This is a genomic window from Pseudomonas sp. HP_12 (assembly GCF_055283955.1).
Genome location: NZ_JBTOQG010000001.1, coordinates 369969 through 396637 on the forward strand (window position 1 = coordinate 369969; position 26669 = coordinate 396637).

The 26669-nt window shown below is 62.2% G+C and carries 17 protein-coding genes; 7 read left to right on the top strand and 10 right to left on the bottom strand.

What is annotated here, in order from left to right:
* Positions 1-29 precede the first annotated feature (29 nt).
* The 6 genes from ACYASU_RS01605 to ACYASU_RS01630 form a co-directional block, all read right to left on the bottom strand.
* The gene (locus tag ACYASU_RS01605; RefSeq protein WP_463581719.1) at positions 30-1508 is read right to left on the bottom strand and encodes an efflux transporter outer membrane subunit; all 1479 of its coding nucleotides are present in this window, start codon (positions 1506-1508) and stop codon (positions 30-32) included.
* Between the two features lie 8 nt (positions 1509-1516).
* Complete coding sequence (locus tag ACYASU_RS01610; RefSeq protein WP_346630386.1) at positions 1517-4624, bottom strand: efflux RND transporter permease subunit; 3108 nt, start codon at positions 4622-4624, stop codon at positions 1517-1519.
* Between the two features lie 94 nt (positions 4625-4718).
* Positions 4719-7814, bottom strand: coding sequence for an MdtB/MuxB family multidrug efflux RND transporter permease subunit (locus ACYASU_RS01615; RefSeq protein WP_346625992.1), 3096 nt, complete (start codon positions 7812-7814; stop codon positions 4719-4721).
* Positions 7811-9142: an MdtA/MuxA family multidrug efflux RND transporter periplasmic adaptor subunit gene (locus ACYASU_RS01620; protein WP_463581829.1), complete on the bottom strand. Its 1332-nt coding sequence runs from the start codon at positions 9140-9142 to the stop codon at positions 7811-7813. The genes ACYASU_RS01615 and ACYASU_RS01620 overlap by 4 nt, the downstream gene beginning before the upstream one ends.
* A gap of 198 nt (positions 9143-9340) precedes the next feature.
* Positions 9341-9841, bottom strand: coding sequence for a thiol peroxidase (tpx, locus tag ACYASU_RS01625; protein ID WP_463581720.1), 501 nt, complete (start codon positions 9839-9841; stop codon positions 9341-9343).
* Positions 9842-9928: 87 nt separating this feature from the next.
* The gene (locus tag ACYASU_RS01630; RefSeq protein WP_463581721.1) at positions 9929-10858 is read right to left on the bottom strand and encodes a LysR family transcriptional regulator; all 930 of its coding nucleotides are present in this window, start codon (positions 10856-10858) and stop codon (positions 9929-9931) included.
* 126 nt (positions 10859-10984) lie between these two features.
* Here ACYASU_RS01630 and ACYASU_RS01635 point away from each other — a divergent pair, with 126 nt between their 5' ends.
* On the top strand, positions 10985-11980 hold the full coding sequence (locus ACYASU_RS01635; protein WP_463581722.1) for an aldo/keto reductase: 996 nt from the start codon (positions 10985-10987) through the stop codon (positions 11978-11980).
* A 123-nt stretch (positions 11981-12103) separates the two neighbouring features.
* Here the strand turns inward: ACYASU_RS01635 and ACYASU_RS01640 are convergent, their stop codons facing one another.
* The 3 genes from ACYASU_RS01640 to ACYASU_RS01650 form a co-directional block, all read right to left on the bottom strand.
* A complete protein-coding gene (locus tag ACYASU_RS01640) occupies positions 12104-15721 on the bottom strand; it encodes a translocation/assembly module TamB domain-containing protein (RefSeq protein WP_463581723.1) in 3618 nt (1205 codons plus the stop codon).
* Between the two features lie 71 nt (positions 15722-15792).
* Entirely contained in the window at positions 15793-17523 is a 1731-nt protein-coding gene (locus ACYASU_RS01645) for an autotransporter assembly complex protein TamA (RefSeq protein ID WP_463581724.1), read from the bottom strand.
* Between the two features lie 66 nt (positions 17524-17589).
* Positions 17590-18240 (bottom strand): GNAT family N-acetyltransferase, encoded by a 651-nt coding sequence (locus tag ACYASU_RS01650; RefSeq protein ID WP_463581725.1) that lies wholly within the window; start codon positions 18238-18240, stop codon positions 17590-17592.
* Between the two features lie 221 nt (positions 18241-18461).
* Between ACYASU_RS01650 and xthA the strand changes: the two genes are divergently transcribed.
* Both xthA and ACYASU_RS01660 read left to right on the top strand, forming a co-directional pair.
* Positions 18462-19274: an exodeoxyribonuclease III gene (xthA, locus tag ACYASU_RS01655; RefSeq protein WP_192173906.1), complete on the top strand. Its 813-nt coding sequence runs from the start codon at positions 18462-18464 to the stop codon at positions 19272-19274.
* A gap of 140 nt (positions 19275-19414) precedes the next feature.
* Positions 19415-20767, top strand: coding sequence for a substrate-binding domain-containing protein (locus tag ACYASU_RS01660; RefSeq protein ID WP_463581726.1), 1353 nt, complete (start codon positions 19415-19417; stop codon positions 20765-20767).
* 62 nt (positions 20768-20829) lie between these two features.
* On the opposite strand, the gene ACYASU_RS01665 is transcribed toward ACYASU_RS01660, so the two are convergent.
* The gene (locus tag ACYASU_RS01665) at positions 20830-22062 is read right to left on the bottom strand and encodes an acyl-CoA dehydrogenase (protein WP_463581727.1); all 1233 of its coding nucleotides are present in this window, start codon (positions 22060-22062) and stop codon (positions 20830-20832) included.
* A 157-nt stretch (positions 22063-22219) separates the two neighbouring features.
* Between ACYASU_RS01665 and ACYASU_RS01670 the strand changes: the two genes are divergently transcribed.
* The 4 genes from ACYASU_RS01670 (at position 22220) to ACYASU_RS01685 (ending at position 26664) form a co-directional block, all read left to right on the top strand.
* Positions 22220-23167: a LysR family transcriptional regulator gene (locus ACYASU_RS01670; RefSeq protein ID WP_133775085.1), complete on the top strand. Its 948-nt coding sequence runs from the start codon at positions 22220-22222 to the stop codon at positions 23165-23167.
* Between the two features lie 309 nt (positions 23168-23476).
* Entirely contained in the window at positions 23477-23857 is a 381-nt protein-coding gene (locus ACYASU_RS01675; protein ID WP_192173909.1) for a MerR family transcriptional regulator, read from the top strand.
* 54 nt (positions 23858-23911) lie between these two features.
* A complete protein-coding gene (locus tag ACYASU_RS01680; protein ID WP_463581728.1) occupies positions 23912-24811 on the top strand; it encodes a hydroxymethylglutaryl-CoA lyase in 900 nt (299 codons plus the stop codon).
* Between the two features lie 689 nt (positions 24812-25500).
* Entirely contained in the window at positions 25501-26664 is a 1164-nt protein-coding gene (locus tag ACYASU_RS01685; RefSeq protein WP_463581729.1) for an isovaleryl-CoA dehydrogenase, read from the top strand.
* Positions 26665-26669: the final 5 nt, after the last annotated feature.

Sequence of the window (26669 nt, forward strand, 5' to 3'; positions counted from 1 at the left end):
AAAGATGGCACATCGCTATTTAGCTGCAATCAACGATCGGAAACTTCCGCGCCCGGTCTCAGTCCGGTCGCGGCGTCCCAGCCGCCACCCAATGCCGCAATCAACTGGGCGCTGGCGACCAACCGGCTTTCCAGTACGTTCAGCACGCTGCGTTCGTTGCTCAGGGCGGTGGTCTGCACGTTGACCACGTCCAGGTAGCCAATCAGCCCGGCCTTGTACTGGTTGTTGGTCAGACGCAGAGAATCACGCGCCGATTGCAGCGCCTCGTCGCGCACCCCGGCTTCCTCCTCATAGACGCGCAGCTGGGCCATGTAGTCCTCGACTTCCTTGAAGCCGTCGAGCACGGTCTGGCGGTACTGGGCGACGGTCTGATCGTAGACCGCTTCGGTGCGGTCCACTTCGGCAGCGCGCTGGCCGCCATCGAACAGGGTCATCGCCAGTTGCGGGCCCACCGACCAGAAGCGATTAGGCAGGGAAATCCAGTTGCTGACGGTGCTGCTGCTGTAACCGCCGCTCATGCTCAGGGTCAGGTCCGGGTAATAGGCCGCCTTGGCCACGCCGATATTGGCGTTGGCAGTCATGACCGAACGCTCGGCCGCGGCAATATCAGGGCGGCGTTCAAGCAACTGTGACGGCAGCTGCGCCGGGATCTGCGGTACCGCCGGAATCGAGGTGGTCGCCGCGAGGCTGAAATCCGCTGGCGCCTGGCCCATCAGCACGGCGATCGCGTTTTCGAACTGGGCGCGCTGCCATTGCAGGTCGATCAGGTCAGCCTGGGTGCTCTTGAGCTGCGTCTGCGCCTGGGCGGTAGCGTCGCGGCCGGAAATCCCGGCGCGGTACTGGTTCTGGGTCATGGTCAGCGAGCGCTGATAGGCGTCAACGGTCGCTTCGAGCAAGCGCTTCTGCTCGTCGATCACCCGCAGTTGCAGATAGCTCTGCACCAGTTGCGATTGCAGGCTCAGGCGCATCGACGCCAGATCGGCGAGGCTCGCCTGGGCGCTGGCCTTGTCGGCTTCCAGGCCGCGGCGCAGTTTGCCCCACACGTCGGCTTCCCAACCGACGCCCAGCTGCGCGTTGTAGGTGTCACGAATGCCACTGCTGGAACTGCTCAGGCTCGAACTGCTGCTGCCGGTGCCCTGGCTCGAACGGTTCTTGCTGGTGGTCAGGTCCAGCGTCGGGAAGAACGCGCCCCGCGCACTGCGCACCAGAGCGGCGGCCTGCCGGTATTGAGCCTCGTACTGCGCCACAGTCTGGTTGGAGGTGTTGAGTTTCTCCACCAGCGCGTTGAGCTGGGCGTCGCCGTAGATTTCCCACCACGCGCCGCGGGCCATCGCATCACTCGGGTTGGCCTGGGTCCAGCCTTCGGCCTGTTTGAAGTGCGCCGGGGTCGGCATTTCAGGCGTTTTGTAATCCGGGCCGACGGCACAGGCACTGAGCAGCAGCGCACAAAGGGCGACGCCGAACGTCCTGGGAAACGGCAACGTCCGCTGTGGGCCAGGGGCTTTCATCGAGTCGCTCATAGCGGAGTGTCCAGGGCAGCATCCGTCTGCACACCGCGCCACGTGTTGAAACGATGGCGCAGACGGTCGAGATAAAGGTAAACCACGGGCGTGGTGTACAGCGTGAGGATCTGACTGAGGATCAGGCCGCCGATGATGGTCAGGCCCAGCGGCCGACGCATTTCCGCGCCTTCGGCACTGCTCAGCAATAACGGCACGGCGCCGAGGATCGCCGCCAGCGTGGTCATCAGAATCGGCCGCAGACGCTGCAGGCAGGCATTGCGAATCGACTCCACCGGGGTCATGCCGCCCTGACGCTCAAGCTGCAAGGCGAGGTCGATCATCAGAATCGCGTTCTTCTTCACCACGCCGATCAGCAGGAACAGCCCCAACAACGAGATCAGGCTGAATTGCCCGCCGGTGAGGTAGATGCTCAGCAGCGCGCCGACCCCGGCCGAGGGCAGCGTCGAGAGGATGGTCAGCGGGTGAATGTAGCTTTCGTAGAGAATGCCAAGCACCAAGTACACCGCCACCAACGCGCCGAGGATCATCCACGGCTGGCTCTTCTGGGTGGCGGCAAAGGCGTCGGAGGTCCCGGCCATCTTGGCGATCACGTCCTCAGGCAGGCCCACCGCCGCGACGGCGCGCTCGATGGCCGCATTCGCCTGATCGAGGGTGACGCCATCGGCCAGGTCGAAGGAGATGTTTTCCGAGGCGAACTGGCCGTCGTGGCTGACCCGGTCGTCTTCCAGGCTGCGCTCGTAACGGGCGATGGTCGACAGTGGCACCCGTGCGCCATCGGCCGTGATCACCTGGACCTGCTCCAGGGTGGTCGGGTCGAGGGCGTATTTCGGGTTGACCTCCATGACCACCTGATACTGGTTCAGCGGGTCATAGATGGTCGACACCTGGCGCTGGCTGTAGGCGTTGTTCAGCACCGTGGTGACCATGTTCATGTCGATGCCCAGACGCTTGGCCGCATCGCGGTCGACGATCAATGTCACCTGCTGGGTGCCGCCGCCGTCGTTGGCGTCGATGGCGGTCAGCTCCTTGAGCGACTTGAGGGCGGCGACGATCTTCGGGTACCACAGGCGCAGGGTTTCCAGGTCGCCGCTTTGCAGGATGTACTGGTATTGCGAAGTGGTCTGCTCGCGGCCGCCGCCCAGTTGCAGGTCCTGATCGGGTTGCAGGAACAGGCGCCCGCCCGGCACCAGCGGCATTTCCTTGCGCAGTCGCTCGACCACTTCCATGGCGCCGATGTTGCGCTCCTTGATCGGTTTCAGGCGCACGATGATGAACGCGTTGCCGGTGCCGCCGTTGCCGCCGATGAAGCCCGCGACGCTCTCCACGGCCGGGTCCTTGAGGATCGCCGAGCGGAACGTGTCCATCTTCGGCTGCATCACCGAGAAGGACAGGCCGTCGTCGCCGCGCACAAAACCCATCAGCTGACCGGTGTCCTGCTGCGGCAGAAAAGTCTTTGGTACCACGACGTACAAAGCGATATTGCCGACGATGGTCAACAGCAGCGTCAGCAGGGTCAGGCGCCGATGACGCAGCACCCAGCGCAGGCTGCGGTCGTAGCCGGCGACCATGCGGTCGTTGACCCGCTGGCTCCAGCGCTGCAAGCGATTTTCCGTACCCGGCACGTGGGGCTTGAGCCAGCGCGCGCAGAGCATCGGCGTCAGGGTCAGCGAGACCACCAGCGAAACGACGATGGACACCGACAAGGTGATGGAAAACTCGCGGAACAGGCTCTCCACCAGCCCGCCCATAAACAGGATCGAGACAAACACCGCCACCAGCGAGACGTTCATCGACAGCAGGGTGAAGCCCACCTCCTTGGCGCCCAGGTAAGCCGCTTCCATGGGCGGCACGCCTTGGTCGATGTGCCGGGAGATGTTTTCCAGCACCACGATGGCATCGTCGACCACCAGCCCGGTGGCGAGAATCAACGCCATCAGCGACAGGTTGTTCAGCGAGAAACCGTACAGGTACATGATCGCGAAGGTGCCGACCAGCGACACCGGCACCGCGAGGGTCGGGATCAGCGAGGCGCGGAAATTCCCCAGGAACAGGAACACCACCAGAATCACCAGCACCACGGCAATCAGCAGCGTCATTTCCGCTTCGTGCAGCGTGGCCTTGATCACCGGCGAGCGGTCCATGGCCAGGTCGAGCTTGACGCTGGCCGGGAGCACCGCCTGCAACGCCGGCAATTGGGCCTTGATCGCCGCCACGGTTTCGATGATGTTGGCGCCGGCCTGGCGGTTGATCACCAGCAGCACCGCGGCTTTGTCATTGAAGAAGCCGCTGTTGTAGCGGTCTTCCACCGAGTCCTTGACCTTGGCCACATCCTTGAGACGCAACGCCGCGCCGTTGGCGTAATGGATGATCAGCGATTCGTAATCCTTGGCCTTCTCCAGCTGGTCGTTGGCCTGCACCTGCCAGTTGTGCTCGCTGTTCTCCACCGAGCCTTTTGGCCGGCGCACGTTGGAATTGGAGATGGTCGTGCGCACTTCATCCAGCGACACGCCGTACTGGGACAGCAGCTTGGGCTCCAGCTCCACGCGCACGGCGGGCAGCGAACTGCCGCCGATCTGCACCTCGCCGACGCCGTTCACCTGGGACAGGCTCTGGGACAGGATCGTCGACGCCATGTCGTACAGCTCGCCTTTCTCCAGCACGTCGGAGGTCAGCGACAGCACCATGATCGGCGCCTGGGACGGGTTGACCTTCTTGTAGGTCGGCATGCTGCGCATCCCGCTGGGCAGCAGGTTGCGCGCGGCGTTGATGGCCGCCTGCACTTCCCGCGCCGCGCCGTTGATGTCGCGGTCCATGTCGAACTGCAGAATGATCCGCGTCGAGCCCTGACTTGAACGGCTGCTCATGGTGTTAACCCCGGCAATCACCCCGAGGGAGCGCTCCAGCGGCGTCGCCACGCTCGACGCCATGATTTCCGGACTGGCGCCAGGTAACGACGCGCTGACCACGATCACCGGAAAATCCATGTTCGGCAGCGGCGACACCGGCAGCAAACCGAAGCTCATCCCGCCCAGGAGCATGATCGCCAGACTCAGGAGCATGGTCGCTACGGGGCGTTTGATGAAGGGCCCGGAGAGGTTCATGGGGGGGAGCTCCAGGCGGCAAGCTTCAAGCGGCAAGTGAATCTGCGGCGAACCCCACTCTTGTAGCTTGGCGCTTGAAGCTTGTGGCTGCCGGTCATACCGCCACCTCGGTTTTCTCGTTGCGCTGAAACCTGCGCCCCAACCGATCAAAGTACAAATAGATAACCGGCGTGGTGAACAGCGTCAGGACCTGGCTGACCAGCAAGCCACCGACCATCACCAGACCCAGGGGCTGGCGCAGTTCGGCGCCGGAGCCTGAGGCGAACATCAGCGGAATGGCGCCGAACAGTGCCGCCAGAGTGGTCATGAGAATGGGGCGGAAGCGCAGGAGTGCCGCTTCGTAGATGGCGGTCTGCGGGTCGATGCCGCGGTTGCGTTCGGCGTCGAGGGCGAAGTCGATCATCATGATCGCGTTCTTCTTGACGATGCCGATCAGCAGGATGATGCCGATGATGGCAATCATGCCCAGGTCATTGCCGCTGATGAGCAGCGCCAACAGCGCACCGATGGCCGCCGACGGCAGGGTCGACAGGATGGTGATCGGGTGGATGTAGCTCTCATAGAGCACGCCAAGCACGATGTACATGGTGATCACCGCCGCCAGCACCAGCAGCAATGTGCTGGACAGCGACGCCTGAAACGCTTCGGCCGCGCCCTGGAATTCCGTCTGCACGCCGATCGGCATGCCGATGTCTTTCTGCACCTGCTCGATGACTTCCACGGCCTTGCCCAGCGCGACACCGGGCGCCAGGTTGAACGACATCATCACCGCCGGAAACTGGCCGATATGGGCAATTGCAAGCTGCGCCTGACGCTGTTCGACCCGGGCCAGACTGGACAGCTTGACCTGCCCGCCGTCGGTGGTCTTGACGTGAATCTGCTCCAGCGCTTCGGGTCCCAGTTCACTGCGCGAATCCGCCTGCAGCACCACGCGGTACTGGCTGGCCTGGGTGTAGATGGTGGAAATCTGCCGCTGGCCGAACGCGTCATACAGCGCGTCGGTGATGTTGGCGACGGTCACGCCCAGCCGACTGGCGGCATCGCGGTCGATATTGAGAAAGACTTGCAAACCCTTGTCCTGCAAGTCGCTGGCGACATCGGTCAGTTCCGGGCGCTGCACCAGCGCCTCAACCAGTTTGCCGCTCCACAGATTGAGCAGGTCGGCGTCCGGCGAGGACATGCTGAACTGGTACTGGGTGCGACTGACCCGGTCTTCGATGGTCAGGTCCTGCACCGGCTGCATGAACAGGCGAATGTCCGACAGCTGATCGACCTCGGGCTGCAAGCGCTGGATCACCTCGGACGCGGTGACATCCCGCTCGCCGTGGGACTTGAGGTTGATCAGCATGCGGCCGCTGTTGAGGGTCGCGTTGTCGCCGTCGACGCCGATGTAGGACGACAGACTGGCGACTGCAGGATCCTTGAGGATGATTTTCGCCAGGGCCTGTTGGCGCTGACTCATGGACGCGAACGACACCGATTGCGGCGCTTCGGAAATGCCCTGAATGACGCCGGTGTCCTGCACCGGAAAAAAGCCTTTGGGCACGGCCAGATACAGCAACACCGTAATCCCGAGGGTAGCGACGGCAACCAGCAGGGTCAGCGGCTGATGCTTGAGCACCCACTGCAACTTGCGCCCGTAGGCGGCCACCAGCCAGTCGATCCACGCGCCGCTGGCGCGGTAAAAACGGCCCTGCTCTTCTTCCTTCGGCTCACGCTTGAGCAAGCGCGCGCACATCATCGGCGTCAGCGTCAAGGACACTACGAGGGAAATCAGGATCGCCACGGCCAGGGTGATGGCGAACTCGCGGAACAGGCGCCCGACCACATCGGCCATGAACAACAACGGAATCAGCACGGCAATCAGCGAGATGGTCAGCGAGATCAGCGTGAAGCCGATCTGCCGCGCACCTTTGAGCGCGGCCTGCAAGGGGGTTTCGCCCTCCTCCAGGTGCCGGGAAATGTTCTCCAGCATGACGATGGCATCGTCGACCACGAAACCGGTGGCAATGGTCATCGCCATCAACGTGAGGTTGTTGACCGAGAAGCCGGCCAGGTACATCACGCCAAACGTACCGATGAGCGACAGCGGCACGGCCACCGAGGGAATGATCGTCGCGCTGAAGCGCCGCAGGAATAGAAAGGTGACCAGCACCACCAGCACGATGGAAATCAGCAACTCGTGCTGCACGTCGCTGACCGAGGCACGGATGGTCTGCGTGCGGTCGGTGAGCACGGTGACTTCCAGTCCGGCGGGCAGGTTCTCGGTGATGCTGGGCAGCAGCGCCTTGATCCGATCGACCACGTCGATGACGTTGGCGCCCGGTTGACGCTGGATGTTCAGCAACACGGCCTGGTTCTCATTGGCCCAGGCGGCGAGGCGATCGTTTTCAGCGCCGTCGACGATCTCGGCGACGTCCTTGAGTCGCAACGGGCCGCCGTTGTTGTACGCCAGAATCAGGTTGGCGTACTCCTCGGGGGACTTGAGCTGGTCATTGGCGTCGAGCATCGACACCCGCGTCGGGCCGTCGAAATTACCCTTGGGCGTGTTGACGTTGGAGGCGCTGACCAGCGTGCGCACGTCCGCCAGATTCAGACCGTTGGCCGCCAGCGCGTCGGCGTTGACCTTGATCCGCACCGCCTGACGCTGACCGCCGGCGATGGTGACCATGCCTACTCCACTGATCTGCGCGATCTTCTGCGCCATGCGCGTGTCGACCAGATCATTGAGTTTGGGCAGCAGCATGGTCTTCGAGGTGATTGCCAGGGTCAGCACCGGCGTGTCGGCCGGGTTGACCTTGTTGTACGTCGGGGGCGCCGGCAGGTCGTTGGGCAGCAGGTTGGTCGCGCCGTTGATCGCCGCCTGCACTTCCTGCTCGGCCACGTCCATGTTGATCTCGAGGCTGAAACGCAGGGTGATGACCGAGGCGCCGCCGGAGCTGGTCGAGGCCATTTGCGTCAAGCCCGGCATCTGCCCGAACTGCCGTTCAAGGGGCGCGGTCACGGCACTGGTCATCACTTGCGGACTGGCGCCCGGGTACAGCGTCATCACCCGGATGGTCGGGTAATCCACTTGCGGCAGCGCCGATACCGGCAGCAGCGTGTACGCGATCAGACCGGCCAGCACGATGGCCAGCATGCTCAGCGTGGTGGCGACCGGCCGGAGGATGAACAGCCGTGACAGGTTCATACGTCGCCTTTCTTCGCCGGCTCGGCACCCGCAGACTCACCGGGCTCCTTGGACGGCTTGCCCTGCAACTGCTGCCCCGGCGTGGCCGGTACGTCCTTGCTGTCATTGACCACGTCCACGGCGCTGCCGTCTTTCAGGCGGTCGGTGCCCTCAAGCACCACGCGGTCACCGGCCACCAGACCTTCGGTGATGACTGTGGAGGTCTCGTCGCTGGCACCGGTTTTAAGCGAGCGGATGCGCACGGTCTTGTCGCCGTCCATCACGTACACGAAGGTGCCGTTAACCCCGAACTGAACCGCCGCCGAAGGCACCAGCACCACGTTTTTCAGCGTGTTGGCCAGCAGCCGCGCGTTGACGAACTGATTGGGAAACAGCGCTTCATTGTCGTTATCGAAGCGCGCCTTGAATTTCAGCGTGCCGGTGGTGATGTCGATCTGGTTGTCGATGCTGGCGAGCACGCCCGTGGCCTGCAGCTTAAGGTCCCCGCGATCCCACGCTTCCACCGGCAGCTTGCCGCCGCTGCGATAACGGCTGAGTACTTCGGCGAGGTCTTTTTCCGGCAGCGTGAAGTTGACCGTGATCGGCTTGGTCTGGGTGATCACCACCAACGGGTTGGTGTCATTGGCCGCCACCAGATTGCCGACGTCCAGCTGGCGCAGGCCGATGCGGCCCGAGATCGGCGCACGAATCTGCGAGAACTCCAGGTTGAGTTTGGCGTCGCCCACCGCCGCCTGATTGGTCTTGATCGTGCCCTGATACTGGCCCACCAGGGATTCGGCAGTGTCCAGGGTTTGCTTGGCGATGCTGTCCTCTTTGTACAGGCCCCGATAACGCTGTACGTCGAGTTGAGCATTCTTGAGCAGCGCCTGATTCTGCATCAGCGTGCCTTCGGCCTGCTGCAGGGCGATCTGATAGCTGCGCGGGTCGATCACCGCCAGCAGATCACCGGCCTTGACCTGTTGGCCTTCCTGAAAATTGATCTTCATCAATTCGCCCGCCACACGGCTGCGCACGTTGATCGTGTTCAGCGCCGTCACGGTGCCGAGGGCTTTGTAATAGATGGGGAAATCACCGGTGGTCGCTGCTGCCACCCGCACCGGTACCGGAACGGTCGAACCGCCGAACCCGGGCCGTTTGGCCACCGCCTTGCCGCCGCGGGTTGCGCTGGCCTGGGCCTGCTCGCCTTTCTGCGCCGTGCCGTTCGGTTGCGACGCGGATCCCGGCCAGAAGCGCCAGCACAGGCCAGCGACGATCAACAGAACCAGCAGGCTTATCAGCCAGCGACGGGAATTGCGGGGGGCAGACGATTGCATGAATAAATCAACCAGTGTGCGCGTGAGCGTCTTCGGGAGGCTGAACAATAAGCACAGACAGCGGACAGGCAAAGGGCCTTTACCGGCAATTTACCTGGTGCTTACTTTGGATAAGGTGCTGATGTACCAATAAAAACGGCCTGATGGAGTCAGGCCGCTTGTATGTTGCGGGATGTTACCGCGCCCGCTGGTGGCAATAAGCCGCCTGCGAGCTTACTTCAATACCGCCAGTGCTGCGTCGTAGTTCGGCTCCTGACCGATCTCCGGTACCAGCTCGCTGTGCAACACAACGTCGTTTTCGTCCAGCACGACCACGGCACGGGTGGTCAGCCCCACCATCGGCCCGTCGGCGATGGCAACGCCGTAGTCCTGCATGAACTCCGCGCCGCGCATGGTCGACAGGTTCTTCACGTTTTGCAGATCTTCGGCGCCGCAGAAACGTGCCTGGGCGAACGGCAGGTCGGCGGAGATGCACAGCACGACGGCGTTGTTCAGCTCGTTGGCCTGGGCGTTGAATTTGCGGATGGAGGTGGCGCAGGTCGGTGTGTCGACGCTCGGGAAAATGTTCAGCACCTTGCGCTTGCCGGCGAAGGTTTCCAGCGTGGCGTCGGACAGATCGCCCGCTACCAGTTTGAAGGCCGGCGCCTTGCTGCCGACTTTCGGCAGTTCGCCGCTGATCTGTACCGGGGAGCCTCTACGAGTCACTTGTGGCATGAGCTGAGTCCTTGTTTGAGTGGCATGCGAAGGCGGAAGTTAACCATGAAAAACCGCGGCAACCTACCGCCAGAAACGATTTTGTTGTCAGGAAACGCGGTGCATTACCGGTTTGTCCATCAGCCCCGGACGCGAGCACACGTCCACCACCCAGTCGACGAATACCCTCACCCGCCGTGAGGTCTGCCGGTGTGCCGGATACAGCGCGGTCAAAGGCAATAGTGGTTGTTCGACATCGCCCAGCACTTCGATCAGCTCGCCACGACGCAATAATTCGGCAACATGGTAATACGGCGTCTGCACCAGACCGTAACCCGCGCTGCACGCGGCGAGGTAGCCATCGGCGCTGTTGGTCGCCAGGGCTTTGGGCAGGTCCGGCGCCTGGGTCCGGCCGTCGATGACGAACTCCAGCCCGTAGCGCTTGTTGGTGGTCGAAGAAAAGTATTCGATGATCTGGTGATGCTGCAGATCGGCCAGTGATTGCGGTGTGCCCCTTCGCTGCAGATAGCCCGGACTGGCGCACACCACTTGGCGCATCTGAGCGAGCGGCCGGGCCACCAGTGAATGATCGAGGGGCTGGCCACCGCGAATCACGCAATCGTAGCCCTCCCGAATCAGGTCCACCGGGCGGTCGTTCATGCCCACTTCCATCTCCAGCCGGGGGTAACGCTCGGTGAACTCCGGCAACAGCGGCATGATGATCAGCCGACCGATGCCAGACGGCATGTCGACGCGCAGCACCCCTTCCGGGTCTTTGGCCACCGAGGAGAATACCGATTCGGCGGCTTCCAGCGCGTTCAGCACATTCAAGCAGCGGTGGTAATAGGCCTGACCGTCCGGCGTTGGCGTCACCTGCCGCGTGGTGCGCATCAACAGTTGCACGCCCAGTTCCGCCTCCAGTTGCTTGATAAGAATGGTCACCGAGGCGCGCGGCATGTGCAGGCTGTCGGCGGCTTTGGCGAAACCGCCCAGCTCGACGATACGCGTGAAAGCTCGCATCGCATTGAATTTATCCATGGCTCATCACAGGTCCGCTGAGGGATTGTTTAGATATAACCAATAGTGAAAGCACTTTTAGCCGGTTTATCCCGACGCTGTCGAGGCGCAAGAATGGCGGTCCTCTTGATTGACAAGGCATTCATCATGCAAACGCGTCAACTTGGCAAAAACGGACCACAGGTCTCGGCCCTGGGCCTGGGCTGCATGGGCATGACCGACTTTTACACCACCGGCGGCAATCCCGATGAAGCGATCGCCACCCTACACCGGGCGCTTGAGCTGGGCGTCACCCTGCTCGACACCGCCGACATGTACGGTCCCCACACCAACGAAGAACTGTTGGGCAAAGCGCTGGCGGGCAAGCGGGATCAGGCGTTCATCGCCAGCAAGTTCGGCATCGTGCGTATACCGGGCGACGCCGGCGCGCGCGGGGTCAATGGCAGTCCCGAGTACATCCGCGCCGCGATCGATGGCACGTTGCAGCGGTTGAAAATCGACACCCTGGATCTGTATTACCAGCACCGCATCGATCCGGGCGTGGCAATCGAAGAGTCCGTTGGCGCCATGGCTGAGCTGGTCAAGGCCGGCAAGGTGCGCTTTCTCGGCTTGAGCGAAGCGTCGGCCAGCACCCTCGAACGCGCTCACAAGGTTCACCCCATTGCCGCCTTGCAGACCGAATACTCCCTGTGGAGCCGCGATCCGGAAGAAAACGGCGTGCTGGACACTTGCCGCCGTCTGGGTATCGCGTTTGTCCCGTACAGCCCGTTGGGCCGAGGTTTTCTGACGGGCGCCCTGAAAAGCACGGACGACTTCGCCGCCGATGACTACCGCCGCAGCAGCCCTAGGTTTCAGGGCGAAAACTTCGCCAAAAACCTGCTGCTGGTGCAGAAGGTCGAGCAATTGGCGGCAGAAAAAGGCATCACCGCCGGCCAGCTCGCGTTGGCCTGGGTGCTCGCCCAAGGCACTGACGTGATTCCGATTCCTGGCACCAAGCAGCGTAAGTACCTGGAGGAGAACGTCGCTGCGCTGGACGTGACACTCAGTGCGGCGGAATTACAGGCGCTGAAAGACTTGTTCCCGGTTAACGCTGTGGCGGGTGGTCGCTATCCGGATGCGGCGATGAAGCTGGTCAACGGCTGAAGCCGGTTACTCGACAGCCGCTTAAGTCGCGGCGGTTGCGTGACTCCTCAAAACCGGCTTGCTAGCGGAGCACTCTCCCCCGCGAGCAAGCCGGCTTCGTCGAAGGCGTTCGCCCTCGTCTGATCAAAAATCCCGCTTGTAGAAAATATCCAGCGAACTCGCCACACCACCCGCGACCTCCAGGTACACCTTCTTGCTGAGCAGGTAGCGCAAGGTCAGCGTATTAGCCGGTTCAAACACCCCCACGCCATAACGCAGGCTGAGCTTGTCGGTGATCTTGCCGCTGGCGACCACCGCCGTCTTGTCGCCGCTGCCGGAGGTGTCCAGGTCGAAATCCTGAATCCCCAGCCCGGACGCCAGCTTGCCCGCCGTCGAGGAACCGCCGGCCAGGCCCAATGCCAACGCCGCTTGGGCAACCATGTTGCTGTCCTCACCGTTGGTGCTCAGCGGACGGCCCAGCACCAGATAGGACAGCGCTTGCTCCTGGCTCATGGCCGGTTCCGAGAACACCGTGGTGGTCGGTTGCTCGGCGCTGCCGCTCAGTCGAATGCCGGCAATCACGTCGTCGGTCTGGCGAATGGCTTCGATGTCCAGATACGGCTGATCCACCGGCCCTGCGAACAACAGGCGTGCCTTGCGAATGGTCAGGCGCTGGCCGTAAGCCCGGTAGCGGCCATCGTTGAGGTTCAACTCGCCGCGCGTGTCCATGTTGTCGCCGATGTGCACGTGCCCGACGAGATTGGCGGTCAGGCCAAAGCCGGTGAAGCTCAGGGTTTCCTGCCCCACTTCGACGTTCACGTCCATGGCGATGGCCAGCGGGGTTTTGCCCTGTTTGGTCTGCTGGCCGACGATCACCGTGTCATCGGACACTTTAACGGTCGAGGGCGGTAGCTGGCGCACCGTGATCTCGCCTTTCGGGATGAGGACTTTGCCTGACACCGCCAGCCGGTCGCCCTGCAGAGTAATCTTCAGGTCCGGCGCCGCTTCCAGCTTGGCGTAGGGCTCAACAGTGATCGGCAGGTGGGTGCCTTTCACCGCAACGTCGACGTCCAGCGCATCGGCCCAGGCCACATGCCCGCCAATACTGCCCTGACCCGCCGCGCCGCTGCTCCATTTGCCGGTCAAATCCACACGTTCGCCGGCAATCAGGGCTTGAACGTTGAGTTTTTCAAAGTTCACGGGCACTTCCGGACCCGACACCTCACCGTCGGTGAGCGCCACATTGCCGTTGATCTGCGGCGCCATCAGGCTGCCCGAAATCCGGCCGCTGCCATTGAGCTTGCCGTTGAGCTTCTCAATCATCGGGACGAAAGGCCGGCCGACCGAAATATCCAGGCCGCTAAGGGTGAAATCGCCGGTGACGGGTTTGTTTTTGGCGATTGGATCGATGCTCAGTCGGGCCAGCAGTTCGCCGAGCTTGCCGCCACGAAAATCGAAGCTAGTGTCGACTTTCTTCGGGGTCAGGCTGCTGGTCAGCTTCAGCGTGTCGTAGGGGAAGTCCAGCCATTGGTTCTTGTCCTCGACCCGCAGCGTCCCGCCGCTGGCGTCGATGACCACCTGGCCATTGGGGCCGGCAGCGGGAACGTCCAGCTGGATGTCGGCATTGAGCGCGCCCTTCCAGGCAAAATCCTTGGGCAGCCACTGAGCCAGGCTTTCCAGCGGGAAGCGCTTGAGGTGATAGCGCAGGCGCGGTTCCGGCATCAGACGCTGATCTTCGCCGCACAGACTCGCAGGCCCCGAGACCCAGCAATGGGCACCGAAGTTGACCTTGCCGTCGGCCAGACGCTCCAGTTTGGCCGGCTGCTGCAGCTTCCAGTCCTGCCCGCCGCTCTGGATGTCACCGCTGGCCAGACGCCCGCGCCAGTTGCCTTTGTCCAGGTTGCCGTCCAGCGCGAGGGCCAGTTTGAGCAACGGTCCCTGCAGGTCGAGTTTCACCTGCTGACGCTTGATGTCGCCCTGACCGTTGACAGTCAAAGCGCCCAATGCGGTATCGCCGGCTTGAATGCCGGAGGTCTTCAGATCAAGGGTCCCGCGCTGGGCGTTGTCGAGCTTGGCCGCCAACGTAAGGGCTTGCAGCTTGTTCGCCTCAAAGGCCAGTTGAGTGCCCTGCAACGCCAATTGCCCCTGGGGCGCCTGCACGGTGCCGGCGACATCAAGGCGGCCTTTCATCTGCCCTTGTAGCCCGGGCCACAGTTGACCCAGCCGCGGGAGGTTGATGTCCAGCTGTGCTGCGATCTTCTGCTGGAGGCTGCCCGTGCCCTGAATCCGGTTGTCGCCCAGGCGGATGTCCAGGGCGTTGAGATTCCATTTATTGTCGGCCCCATCGGCCTTGGCTTGCAGCACCGCAGGCTGACCGCGCAGACGCCCTTTCAGATCCAGGTCGGCATTCAGGTTCAATTGCTCGTTACGCAGCGACCCTTTGCTGCGCAGCGGACCTGCCAGGGAGCCCGGCAACTCCGCGACCCAATAAGCGGGATCGATGGCGCTGAGATCCAGCGCCGTGTCCCAGGCGATGCCGTCGGCAAATTGCAGGTTCAGGTGACCGCTGGCCTTGCCCTGCCCGGCTGCCAGTTCAAGCTGGGGCAGAAAGATCTGCTGCAGATCGCCGCTGAACGGGCTTTCCAGAGTGAAGGGACCGGCCGGCCCTTTGAAGTCCCCAGCGAAATGGCCGAGATATTTGCCGTCGGTGTAGGACACTTCGCCGGTGAACGTATGAACGCTGACCTGCGGCTCTTCGATCAGTGGGTACAGGCGATGCCAGGGGAAATCGAGCCAGTCGATTTTCGCGTCGGCGCGCAGGCCCTGTTGCCAATCCAGCGTGCCGCTGGCCTTGAGCCGCTGATTGTCACTGGCGGTCAGGTCCAGCGCCGCAATGTCCGCGCCCTTGGCGTCGACACGCCCTTGTAGCGCCAGTGCCACCGGACCTTTTTCAGCGGGAAGGCTGGCGTTGCCGGTGATGGCGTAGCCCTGGGCAAGGTCGCCCTTGGCGTTGAGAACCAACTGATTGAGCTGCAACGTGTCCGGCAAATCGGCAGCGGGTTTGAACGTGTCGCTGGTGATGGCAATGGTTGCCGGCAGGTTTTCCACCAACGGCTGCAGCTCACCGATCAGATGAGCGTCGATATACCCCTTGCTCTGCGCATTCAGCGTCAACGTCTTGAGCAGATCGCCCTGAATGTTCAGCGCCAGTGACAACGGCTGACCGCTGACATCCGGCAGCTTCAATTGCCCTTCGGCGGTCAGCGGCCAGTCGCCCTCGGGTTTAAGCAGGCCCGACAAGTCCAGCGCGATGTCATCACGACCGGCGTGCAGCGAATCGATCTTCAACCCTTCGGCAGTCCAGTGCGCCGCCAGTTGCACGTCGCGAACCTGTTCGGTGCCGTCCAGGTGCAGACTGCCGATCTGCACGCTACCCAGCTGCAGGGCCAGCGGCAGCTTGAGATCCGGCAGTTTGATGGGGCCGCTGCTGGCTTCGTCGGTCGAAGGCGGAAATTGCAGCCTGATGTCGCCCGTCTGCAGGTTGTCGATGCACAGCGTCATGCGCGCCAGGCACGCCGGTGACCAGTCGAACACCGGCGCGTCAATGTCGACTGTGCTCTGGCCTTGCTGCCAGATCAGGTGATCCGCCTGCCATGCGCCGCCCAGCCGACCGGAAAACCCGTCGACCGACAGGCCCGGCACCAGACCGAGCGCCCAACGACTGCCGCTCTGCGTACCGAGGACGAGCGTCAATGTCAGCATCACAAGGATGACCAACGAAAGCAGCGTAAGCGCCGTTATCGCAACGGTGCGTTTCAACAAATCCCTATTCGTCACAATTCAGGTCCCATCGAGAAGTGCAGACGAATACCGCCGTCTTCATCCAATGCGTGGGCGAGGTCCAGGCGCAGCGGCCCGACCGGAGACACCCAGCGCACACCAACGCCGACGCCGGTCTTGAGGCTCGGCAGGTCCAGGGTATTAAACGAGTTGCCCTGATCGACGAACGCCGCCACGCGCCACTTTTCGGCGATGGAGTACTGGTACTCGGCGCTGCCGGCAATCATGTAGCGGCCGCCGATCTTGTCGCCGTCGGAGTTTTCCGGGGACAGCGATTGGTAGTCATAACCGCGCACGCTCTGGTCGCCACCGGCAAAGAAACGCAGCGAAGGCGGGATCGATTTGTAGCCATTGGTGGCACTGCCGCCGACCTGCACCCGCCCGAGAAAGCGGTGGTTCTGCGCCACGGTGGTCAGCCCTTTGAGCATGACCGTGCCGTGCAAGAGGTTGGCGTCCGAGCCCAGTCCTTCCTTGGCGACCTGAGTATCGAACTGCAGCCGGTAGCCATTGTGCGGGTCGATGCGGTTATCGCTGCGCAGGTATGAATAGCTGACGCCGGGCATGAGCAAGGTGCTGAGGCCTTCATCGTTGCCCAGTCGGTATTCTTCGCGCTGCCATTTCAGCGAGATCACCCGTTCCCAGCCGCTGGGCAATTTGCTGTGCCACTCGGGGCCGACGGTCAAGAGCTTGCTGAGGCTGTCGGTGTCGGCGATTTCTTCATATTGGTAGCCGCCGGCGAAACGCAGTTTGTCGGTCAGGGGCGGGTCCAGCGGGATGTCGTAGAACAGGCCGACATTCTGCCGTGGCGCAGAGATTTCGGCTTCAGCGCCATAGCTGTGACCCTGGGGATTGACCCAGTGGCGCGTCCAGTTGGCTTTTACCCGAGGGCCAACGTCGGTCGAATAGCCGACACCCAGCCCCATGGTGCGCGGCTTGCGGGTTTGCAGCTGAACGTCCACCGGAATGACCTGAGCCTGGGCGTCGGTGGGCGATGCGTTGACCCGCACCCCTTCGAAGTAGCCGCTCGATTGCATGGCCTGATTGAGTTCGGCGATCAGTTCGGAGTCGTAAGGCGTGTCTTGTTTGAACGGCACCATGCGCCGCAGCAGGTCTTCATCGAACGGCGCGTCGCCGCTGAAGGTGACTTTGCCAAGGGAGAAACGCGGCCCGCTGTCGTAGACCAGTTCAATGTCGGCGACACCGGCACGGGGGTCAACGGACAGGCGCTGGGTCACGAACCGGCCATTGAAGAAGCCATAGCGCGCGGCCTGGGTTTCGATCAGGTGTTTGGCGTCCTCGTAGACACCATGGTTGAGCACAGCGCCGGGTTTCAGGGCGTCACCCTTTGGGACCCGAAAGCTTTTCAGCTGGGTGGCCTGCCCGGTCACGCGGATGGACACATTGCGCAGGTGGACGGGCTCACCCGCCTCGACCTTCAGCAGCAGTTGCAGGTTGTTGTCGACATGGCGGACTTCGCTGTCAATCTGCGCCTGATAATAACCAAGGGCCTGAGCGGCCTTCTGCGCCTGCTCGACGGCCCCCACGCTGAAACGTTCGAGGGCCGGCTCGTCGCGCTCGCCGAGGCTGCCTACATACCCTTCGATGTTGGATTTGAGGGCGGCATTGGACGGCTTGATCCGGACCTCCAGCTGCGCATCGGCGAATGCCGCGCAGCTGGACAACATCAAGAGAAAGCCACTGGTGTATCGATGGGGAAACTTCATAGGCGCGAATGCTACACGAGCGACGCGGGCTGCTGGAACCCGCTCAAATGGGGAAGCTTGCGTAGCTCAAGCCACAGAGCCCAATGAAACCTGGGGGTTTGGGCGGAAAAATATGCGTTCTCGGACGGGTCCTACTTCCACTTCGCCGATTTCTTGATAACCGTGTCGATCGTAAAAATCCAGATAATGGCCATTTCCCGTGTCGAGGACGATGCCTTTCGAGTTTTTGTCCTGCCCACACCAGTCATGCAACGCCAGCAGCAACTGCTCACCATAATGCTTGCCCTGAAAATCAGGATGGACGCCGAGCAGCGGCAGCACATGAACCGCTTCCGACGGCGCACAGGCCAGCACGTCATGGTAATACTCCAGGTAGCGCTGGGTCCCGCGCAGGCCGGTGCTGATCAACATGCGAATCCGCCAGGCCCAGCTTTCGGTAATGCCCAGCCGCCGCTGGGGCGGTGCAATCAGCGCAACGCCCACCAGGCGGTCCGCCACGAACAGCCCCAACGCCGGCAAGTCCTGAAGAAAGTGCTGTTTGACCAACGCACGGATGGTCGCCTTGACCCGGTGGTCATAGCCGGAGCGGCCGGATTCAAATAGATAGGCAAAGCTCGGCTCCTGACGGTAGGCGAGGTACAGCAATGTGCGGGTTTCGCGGGAATAGCCGCTGTCGAGCTGACGGATCTGCGCCGTTTCGCCAGGCAGTTCAGGCATGGAGTTCGTCCTTTTGATGAGCCCCGGGGCGGTCGCTCGGGTGGCTGTCTTCAAGGCTTCGAGTCGCCGCCCGCAAGCGCAGTTCCCACGACTTGGCCGCCATTCAGAAATGCACGCCCCCCGGTTCCAATGCAGCCGAGCGAACCGGGCGCTGGCCGTCACCGGGCAGGTCGGCTAGCATCGCCGTTTGTATTTGCAAGGAGCTGCCAGGAGCGCCGCCCATGAAACTTGTGTCTTTTAATATCAACGGCCTTCGCGCCCGACCGCACCAACTGGCGGCGTTGATCGAGAAACATCAGCCCGACGTCATTGGCTTGCAGGAAACCAAGGTCTCCGACGAGCAATTCCCCCAGGCCGATATCGAAGCGCTGGGCTATCACGTGCATTTCCACGGGCAGAAGGGTCATTACGGCGTCGCCCTGCTCTCCCGTCAGCCGCCGCTGTCAATTCACAAGGGCTTCGACAATGACGACGAAGACGCCCAGCGCCGCTTCATTTGGGGCACATTCGCCGATCGCAACGGTAATCCGGTGACGGTCATGAACGGCTATTTCCCACAGGGGGAAAGCCGTGATCACCCGACCAAATTCCCGGCGAAGCTGCGCTTCTACGCAGATCTGCAGAACTTGCTGGAAACGAAATTCAGCAATGACCAGCCGCTGGTGGTGATGGGCGACGTCAACATCTCTCCGGAAGACAGCGACATCGGCATCGGCGCCGACAACGCCAAGCGCTGGCTGAAAACCGGCAAGTGCAGCTTCCTGCCGGAGGAGCGCGAGTGGCTCGCGAAACTCAAGAACTGGGGCCTGGTGGACAGCTTCCGCCACCTGTACCCGGAAGTGGTCGATCAATTCAGCTGGTTCGATTACCGCAGTCGCGGTTTTGAAGACGAGCCGAAGCGCGGCCTGCGCATCGACCTGATCCTCGCGTCCCACGGCCTGCAACCGCGCATCAAGGGCGCGGGCGTGGATTATCACTTGCGCTCCATGGACAAACCGTCCGACCACGCGCCGATCTGGCTTGAGCTGGAATAACCGAACCATTAAGTGACGAGCCGCGCGGCGCCTGTCCCGCGGCTTGATCGTCCAACGCGCACGACCCCGTGATCTGTCATCTGGCCGTCATCCGCCTGTCTTATTCTCCGGCCACCTCAGCTCATATAAAGATGCCGCACATGCTGCGCACTCGCGTTTTCCTTGTCCTCTCTTCACTCCTTGCCGCCACCCTCACGGTAAACGCAGCCGCCGCTACGCTTCCGGCGCCGACTGACGGCTCGCCCGCCTTGCGCATTCAGGGCTCGAATACGATTGGCGCGCAGCTGGGGCCGGCGCTGGTCAAGGGCTTGCTGGCGCAGCAAGGCGCAATGGCGATTCAGGAACAACCTGGCCCGCACCCCAACGAACTGCGTCTCACCGCTCAGTTGCCCTCGGGCCAGAACGTCAGCATCGACATTGCTGCCCACGGATCGAGCACCGGGTTTGTGGCGCTGAAGGACGGGGTAGCGGATGTGGCGGCATCCTCAAGACCGATCAAAAACAACGAAGCCACCGAGCTGGCGGCTTTGGGCGATCTGCGCAGTCATGAGGCCGAGCAGGTCATCGCCATCGACGGCGTGGCAGTGATTCTTCACCCCGGCAACCCGCTGCGGGAGCTGAGCACGGCGGAACTGGCGAAAATCTTTTCCGGCGAGATCCGCGACTGGGAGCAAATGGGCGGCCCGGCCGGGGCTATCCATTTATACGCACGGGATCAACAGTCCGGCACGTTCGACACCTTCAACGAGCTGGTGCTGGCCAAGTCCGCCAAGACGCTGTCGAAGGAGGCCAGGCGCTTCGAGTCCAGTGAGGAACTGTCCGACCAGGTCAGTCAGGACCGTCAGGGCATCGGCTTCATCGGCCTGCCCTATATTCGTCAGGCAAAGGCCGTGGCGATCATCGACGGTGAGTCAAAACCGATGCTGCCCACGGTCAGCCTGATTGCCACCGAAGACTATCCGCTGTCGCGCCGCCTGTATTTCTACCTGCCGCCCGACTCGAGGCAGCGCTGGGCCAAGGCGCTGGTGCGGTTCGCCCAGAGTCCCCAGGGCCAGTCTATCGTCGCGCAGAACGGGTTTGTGGCGCAGACGGTTCAGGCGGTGAAAGTGCGGGCGACGGCACAGATGCCGCTGGAGTATCAGAATCTGGCGCGGGAGGCCGAGCGGCTGTCGGTGAATTTCCGTTTCGCCCAGGGCAGCGCGACGCTGGACACCAAGGCGATGCTCGATCTCAAGCGCGTGGTCGAGTACCTGAAGGCCCATGACAAGCTGGATCAGAAGGTAACGCTGGCGGGATTTGGCGATGCCAAGAGCGATCCGGCGCGGGCGCAATTGCTGTCAAAACTGCGCGCCATGGCGGTGCGCCGGGAGCTGCTGAAACATCAGGTGGTACTGCGTGACGTGCGCGGGTTTGGCGACGAAATGCCGGTGGCGGCCAATGATGGCGATGAAGGCCGGATCAAGAACCGCCGAGTCGAGGTTTGGGTGGAGTAAGGCGGTTGAGCCGCCTGCATCCGTGCCAGCAACCTACGGGTTGCTGGTGACGCCGTGGTCGATCACCGATGCTCGCCGCGCATCATCTCCTTCGGCACGTACTTGCCGATCTCAAACTTTCCAATGGCCGCGCGGTGCACTTCGTCCGGACCATCGGCCAGGCGCAGGGTGCGCTGCATGGCGTACATATAGGCCAGCGGGAAATCGCCGGACACCCCCGCACCGCCGTGCATCTGAATTGCCCGGTCGATCACCCGCAGGGCGACGTTTGGGGCGACCACTTTGATTTGCGCGATCTCGCTTTTTGCCACCTTGTTGCCCACGGTGTCCATCATGTAGGCGGCCTTCAGGGTCAGCAGGCGCGCCATGTCGATTTCCATGCGCGAGTCGGCGATCTTGTCGATGTTGCCACCCAGTCGCGCCAATGGCCGTCCAAACGCGGTGCGCTGAACCGAGCGTTTGCACATCAGTTCCAGCGCGCGCTCCGCCATGCCGACCGAGCGCATGCAGTGGTGAATCCTGCCCGGACCCAGACGACCCTGGGCGATTTCGAACCCGCGTCCTTCACCCAGCAGGACGTTTTCGTACGGCACGCGTACATTTTCAAACAGCACTTCGGCGTGACCGTGGGGCGCATCGTCGTAGCCGAACACCGGCAGCGGCCGGACGATCTGCACCCCCGCCGCGTCGGTCGGTACCAGAATCATCGAATGCTGCTGGTGACGGGGGCCGTCCGGGTTGCTCAGGCCCATGAACACCATGATCTTGCAGCGCGGGTCACAGGCGCCGGAGGTCCACCACTTGCGTCCGTTGATAACCCACTCATCGCCATCGCGTACGGCGGTTGCGGCCATGTTGGTGGCATCCGAGGACGCCACGTCGGGTTCGGTCATCGCAAACGCCGAGCGAATCTCCCCGCGCAGCAAGGGTTCCAGCCACCGCTCCTTTTGCGCGTCATTGGCATAGCGCACCAGCACTTCCATATTGCCGGTGTCCGGCGCGGAACAGTTGAACGGCTCCGGGCCCAGCAGCGAGCGGCCCATGATCTCCGCCAGCGGCGCGTACTCGAGGTTCGACAGCCCTGCCCCCAGTTCGGATTCCGGCAGGAACAGGTTCCACAGCCCCTCGGCTTTCGCCTTCGCCTTGAGCTCCTCCATGATCGCCGTGGGCTGCCAGCGATCGCCTTCGGCTACTTGACGCTCGAACACCGGCTCGGCCGGGTACACGTAAGTGTCCATGAAGGCGGTCACGCGCTCGCGCAGTGCCTGAACCTTGGGGGAGTAAGCGAAATCCATGGGGCTGCTGCCTTCTATGAGGTGTTGTCAGGTCGTGATCTGATGCTAGAACAGCGCCCCCCATTTATCTAACCTATTCTCGGCGTGTATAAACATTCATAACCGATATATGATTCGGCGCATTCCAAACAACAAGAACTGCACGAGGCGCACAGCAATGAACCTGAGCAAGGTCGATCTCAATCTTTTTATTGTGTTTGACGCCATCTACACCGAAGCCAACCTGACCCGCGCCGGCCAGATCGTGGGCATCACCCAGCCTGCCGTGTCCAACGCCCTGTCGCGCCTTCGCGAAACCTTCAACGATCCGCTGTTCGTGCGCACGGCCCAGGGCATGGTGCCCACGCCGATGGCGCAGAACATCATCGGCCCGGTGCGCAATGCCCTGTCGTTGCTGCGGGTGTCGGTGCAGGAGAGCCGGATCTTCAATCCGCTGCAGGCCAACAAGAACTACCGCATCAGCATGACCGACCTCACCGAGGCGGTGATCCTGCCCGCGCTGTTCCAGCGGCTGCGGCGTCTGGCGCCGGCCGTGACCATTGAAAGCTTTCTGTCCAAACGCCGGGAGACGACCAAGGAACTCGCGGCCGGCCGTCTGGACTTCGCGGTGGACGCGCCGTTGAACACCGACCCGCAGGTGCGCCACGTCAAGCTGATGGAAGACCACTATGTGTGCGCCATGCGCCGCGGCCATCCGCTGGCGAACAAGGACGCCATCAGCCTGGATGACTACCTTGGCGTTGCGCACATTCATATATCCAGCCGACGCAGTGGCTTGGGTTACGTGGATCTGGCTTTGGGCAAAATGGGTATTCAGCGCAAGGTCGCGTTGCGTTCGCAGCATTACCTGATGGCCTCGCAAGTGCTGCAGCAGACCGACATGGTCATGACCGTTCCCGAGCGCTTCGCCCGGCGCAATGACCTGCATTTCGTGTATCTGCCGGTAAACGACGTGCCAACCGTGGAGACGCACCTGTACTGGCACGAAAGCACCGACCAGGACCCGGCGAACCGCTGGATGCGCGAGCAGATCATCGAGCTTTGCCAGTTGGTGACCGCGCAGGAGCGCAAGCTGGGCAAAACCCTTGAAGCAGCGGTGAAGTAAGCGTTCAGCGGCGCATGCGGTCTTCGTAGGACCGGCTTTAGCCGGGAAGAGGCCTGCGTGGGCGCCATCAAATTCGCGGTGTGGCTGCTGACGCGGTCTCTGTAGGACCGGCTTTAGCCGGGAAGAGGCCCGTGTGAACACCATCAATTGTGCGGTGTAGCTGCTGGCCCTTTCCCGTCTAAAGCCGGTCCTACATTCAAAACGCGGTCCTACGATTGGCAAAAGCTGTCCAGTGTTTGATAACGCCGCTTGACGTTAACGTAAAGCCCAACTTACGTTACGCCCATGCCTTCCGTATCGAGCACTGCCATGACAGCTACCACCTACAGCATCTCCGACCTCGCCCGCGAGCTGGACATCACCACCCGCACCATCCGTTTCTACGAAGAACAAGGCATGCTCAGCCCCGAACGCCGCGGGCAGGAGCGTATTTACTCCCCCCGTGACAAGGTCACCCTCAAGCTGATTCTGCGCGGCAAGCGCATCGGGTTTTCCCTGGCCGAGTGCCGCGACCTCATCGGTCTGTACGACCCCACTGGAGGCAATCACAAACAGTTGAGCACCATGCTCGAGAAAATCGCCGAGCGTCGCGCTCAACTGGATCAGCAGCTCCTGGACATTCAGCAGATGCAGCTGGAGCTCGACACCGCTGAAGAACGCTGCAAAGCCGCGCTGGAAATGTCCAGCTGATTCAACCAGATAACCCAATCACCTCAAGTCAAACCTCTCAGGAACGATTCCGATATGTCTCTCCCTCAGCGTGTGCGTCTGGTCGAAGTCGGCCCTCGGGATGGTCTGCAGAACGAATCCCGCCCCGTCAGCGTCAGCGACAAACTGCAGCTGGTGCATGACCTCGCCGACGCGGGCGTCAGCTATATCGAAGCGGGCAGTTTCGTTTCGCCGAAATGGGTGCCGCAGATGGCCGGCTCCGCTGAACTGTTCGCCGGCATCCAGCGCAGGGACGGCGTGACCTACGCCGCACTGGCGCCTAACTTGCGGGGGTTCGAAGACGCACTCGCTGCTGGCGTGAAAGAAGTCGCCGTGTTCGCCGCCGCATCGGAATCGTTCTCCCAACGCAACATCAACTGCTCGATCAGCGAAAGCCTGGACCGGTTCCTGCCGATCATGGAAGCCGCGCGCCTGCACGGCATCAGCGTTCGCGGCTACGTGTCCTGCGTGCTCGGTTGCCCCTATGAAGGGGACATTGCGCCGAAGCAAGTGGCGGCAGTCGCCAACGAGCTGTATGCCATGGGCTGCTACGAGGTGTCCCTTGGCGACACCATCGGCACCGGCACGGCGGGGGCCACCCGCACGCTGTTCGACGTGGTCGCCGGGCACATCCCGCGCGGCAAATTGGCCGGGCATTTCCACGACACCTACGGCCAGGCGCTGGCCAATATTTACGCCAGCCTGCTGGAAGGCATTCAGGTGTTCGACAGTTCCGTGGCCGGCCTCGGCGGCTGCCCTTACGCCAAAGGCGCAACCGGCAACGTGGCCAGCGAGGACGTGGTTTACCTGCTGAATGGCCTGGGCATCGAGACCTGTATCGATCTGGACAAGCTCATCGCAGCAGGCCAGCGCATCAGCGAGACCCTCGGACGGGCGAACGGCTCGCGGGTGGCAAGAGCACGTCTGTCGGCCTGATGTGCGACAAGTTGTCACACAGTGTTACCCTGCCCGCCATCGCGTTCAGGGAAACGGGTAACACGGAAACACCTGGCGACAGATTCAGCAGTGAATCCAGGCCGGTGAAGTCCGCAAAACCCCGAAAACCGGGATCTTCCTAAAGTTGGCATGGCTTCTGCTATGTCTTACATACAACAAAAATAACAAATGCAATAACCCAATAAAAACAAGACGTATCGGCTCTGACATAACAAGAACAACACGGACAGAGACGCAGCTAACTGATTTTTTTGGAGTGGACCGCTCTACTTGAGGCCCTGGCCTCATGACCGGACTGAGAACAATAAAACTGCGTTTAGGCAGCTACCAGACCAGTCGGATCGAAAGATCGAAGCGGATCAGCGCTCAAAAAAATACGTTTGCTCTTGGCCCCGTTCGGGGGTCGCTCAGAAAAGCAAAAGAGGCTGGCTGACAAAAACAACAACAGGCCACCTAACAATAAAAACGAGCATGCAATCGAACTTGAAGGGGAGCCCAGGCTCCCCTTCGTGCTATCCGGCATTTGTAAACCTCTCCCCCCTTCAGTATTCCCCGGACCAACGCCTCGTTCCCGTTGACATCAGCATGACCGCAGGCTTACGTTAACGTAAAGGTGCACATCATCTTCCCCCCTGACAGCCCTCCAATAACAACACGGGATGCAGTCCATGAATTACCCCACGCTCAACTTCGGCCTCGGCGAAACCCTCGACATGCTGCGCGATCAAGTGCGCGCCTTCGTCGCTGCCGAGCTCGACCCGCGCGCTGCACAGATCGACAAAGACAACCTCTTCCCCGCCGACATGTGGCGCAAATTCGGCGACATGGGTCTGCTGGGCATCACCGTCGATGAGCAATACGGCGGCGCGGGCCTCGGCTATCTGGCCCATGTCATCGCCATGGAAGAAATCAGCCGGGGCTCCGCCTCCGCGGCGTTGTCCTACGGCGCCCACTCCAATCTCTGCGTCAACCAGATCAATCGCAACGGCACGCCCGAACAGAAAGCCCGCTACCTGCCCAGACTGATCAGCGGCGAGCACGTCGGTGCCTTGGCGATGAGCGAACCCAACGCCGGTTCCGACGTGGTCTCAATGAAGCTGCGCGCCGACCGACGGGGCGACCGCTTCGTCCTCAACGGCAGCAAGACCTGGATCACCAACGGCCCTGACGCCAACACCTACGTGATCTACGCGAAGACCGACCTGGAAAAAGCTGCCCACGGCATCAGCGCGTTCATCGTAGAGCGCGACTGGCACGGCTTCTCGCGGGGCAACAAGTTCGACAAGCTCGGCATGCGCGGCTCCAACACCTGCGAGCTGTTCTTCGATGACGTCGAGGTGCCGGAAGAAAACCTGCTCGGTGCGCTGAACGGTGGCGTGAAGGTGCTGATGAGCGGTCTGGATTACGAGCGTGTCGTGCTCTCCGGCGGACCGGTCGGGATCATGCAAGCCTGCATGGACGTGGTGCTGCCTTACATTCACGACCGCAAACAGTTCGGCCAGAGCATCGGCGAGTTCCAGCTGATCCAAGGCAAGGTCGCCGACATGTACACCCAGCTCAACGCCAGCCGCGCCTACCTGTACGCCGTGGCCCAGGCCTGCGAGCGCGGCGAGACCACGCGCAAGGACGCCGCCGGGGTGATCCTTTACGCCGCCGAACGGGCGACACAGTTTGCCCTCGACACCATCCAGATTCTCGGCGGCAACGGCTACATCAACGAATTCCCGGCCGGACGACTGCTGCGCGACGCCAAGCTCTACGAGATCGGCGCCGGCACCAGCGAGATCCGCCGCATGCTGATCGGGCGTGAGCTGTTCAACGAAACCCGCTGACCGCG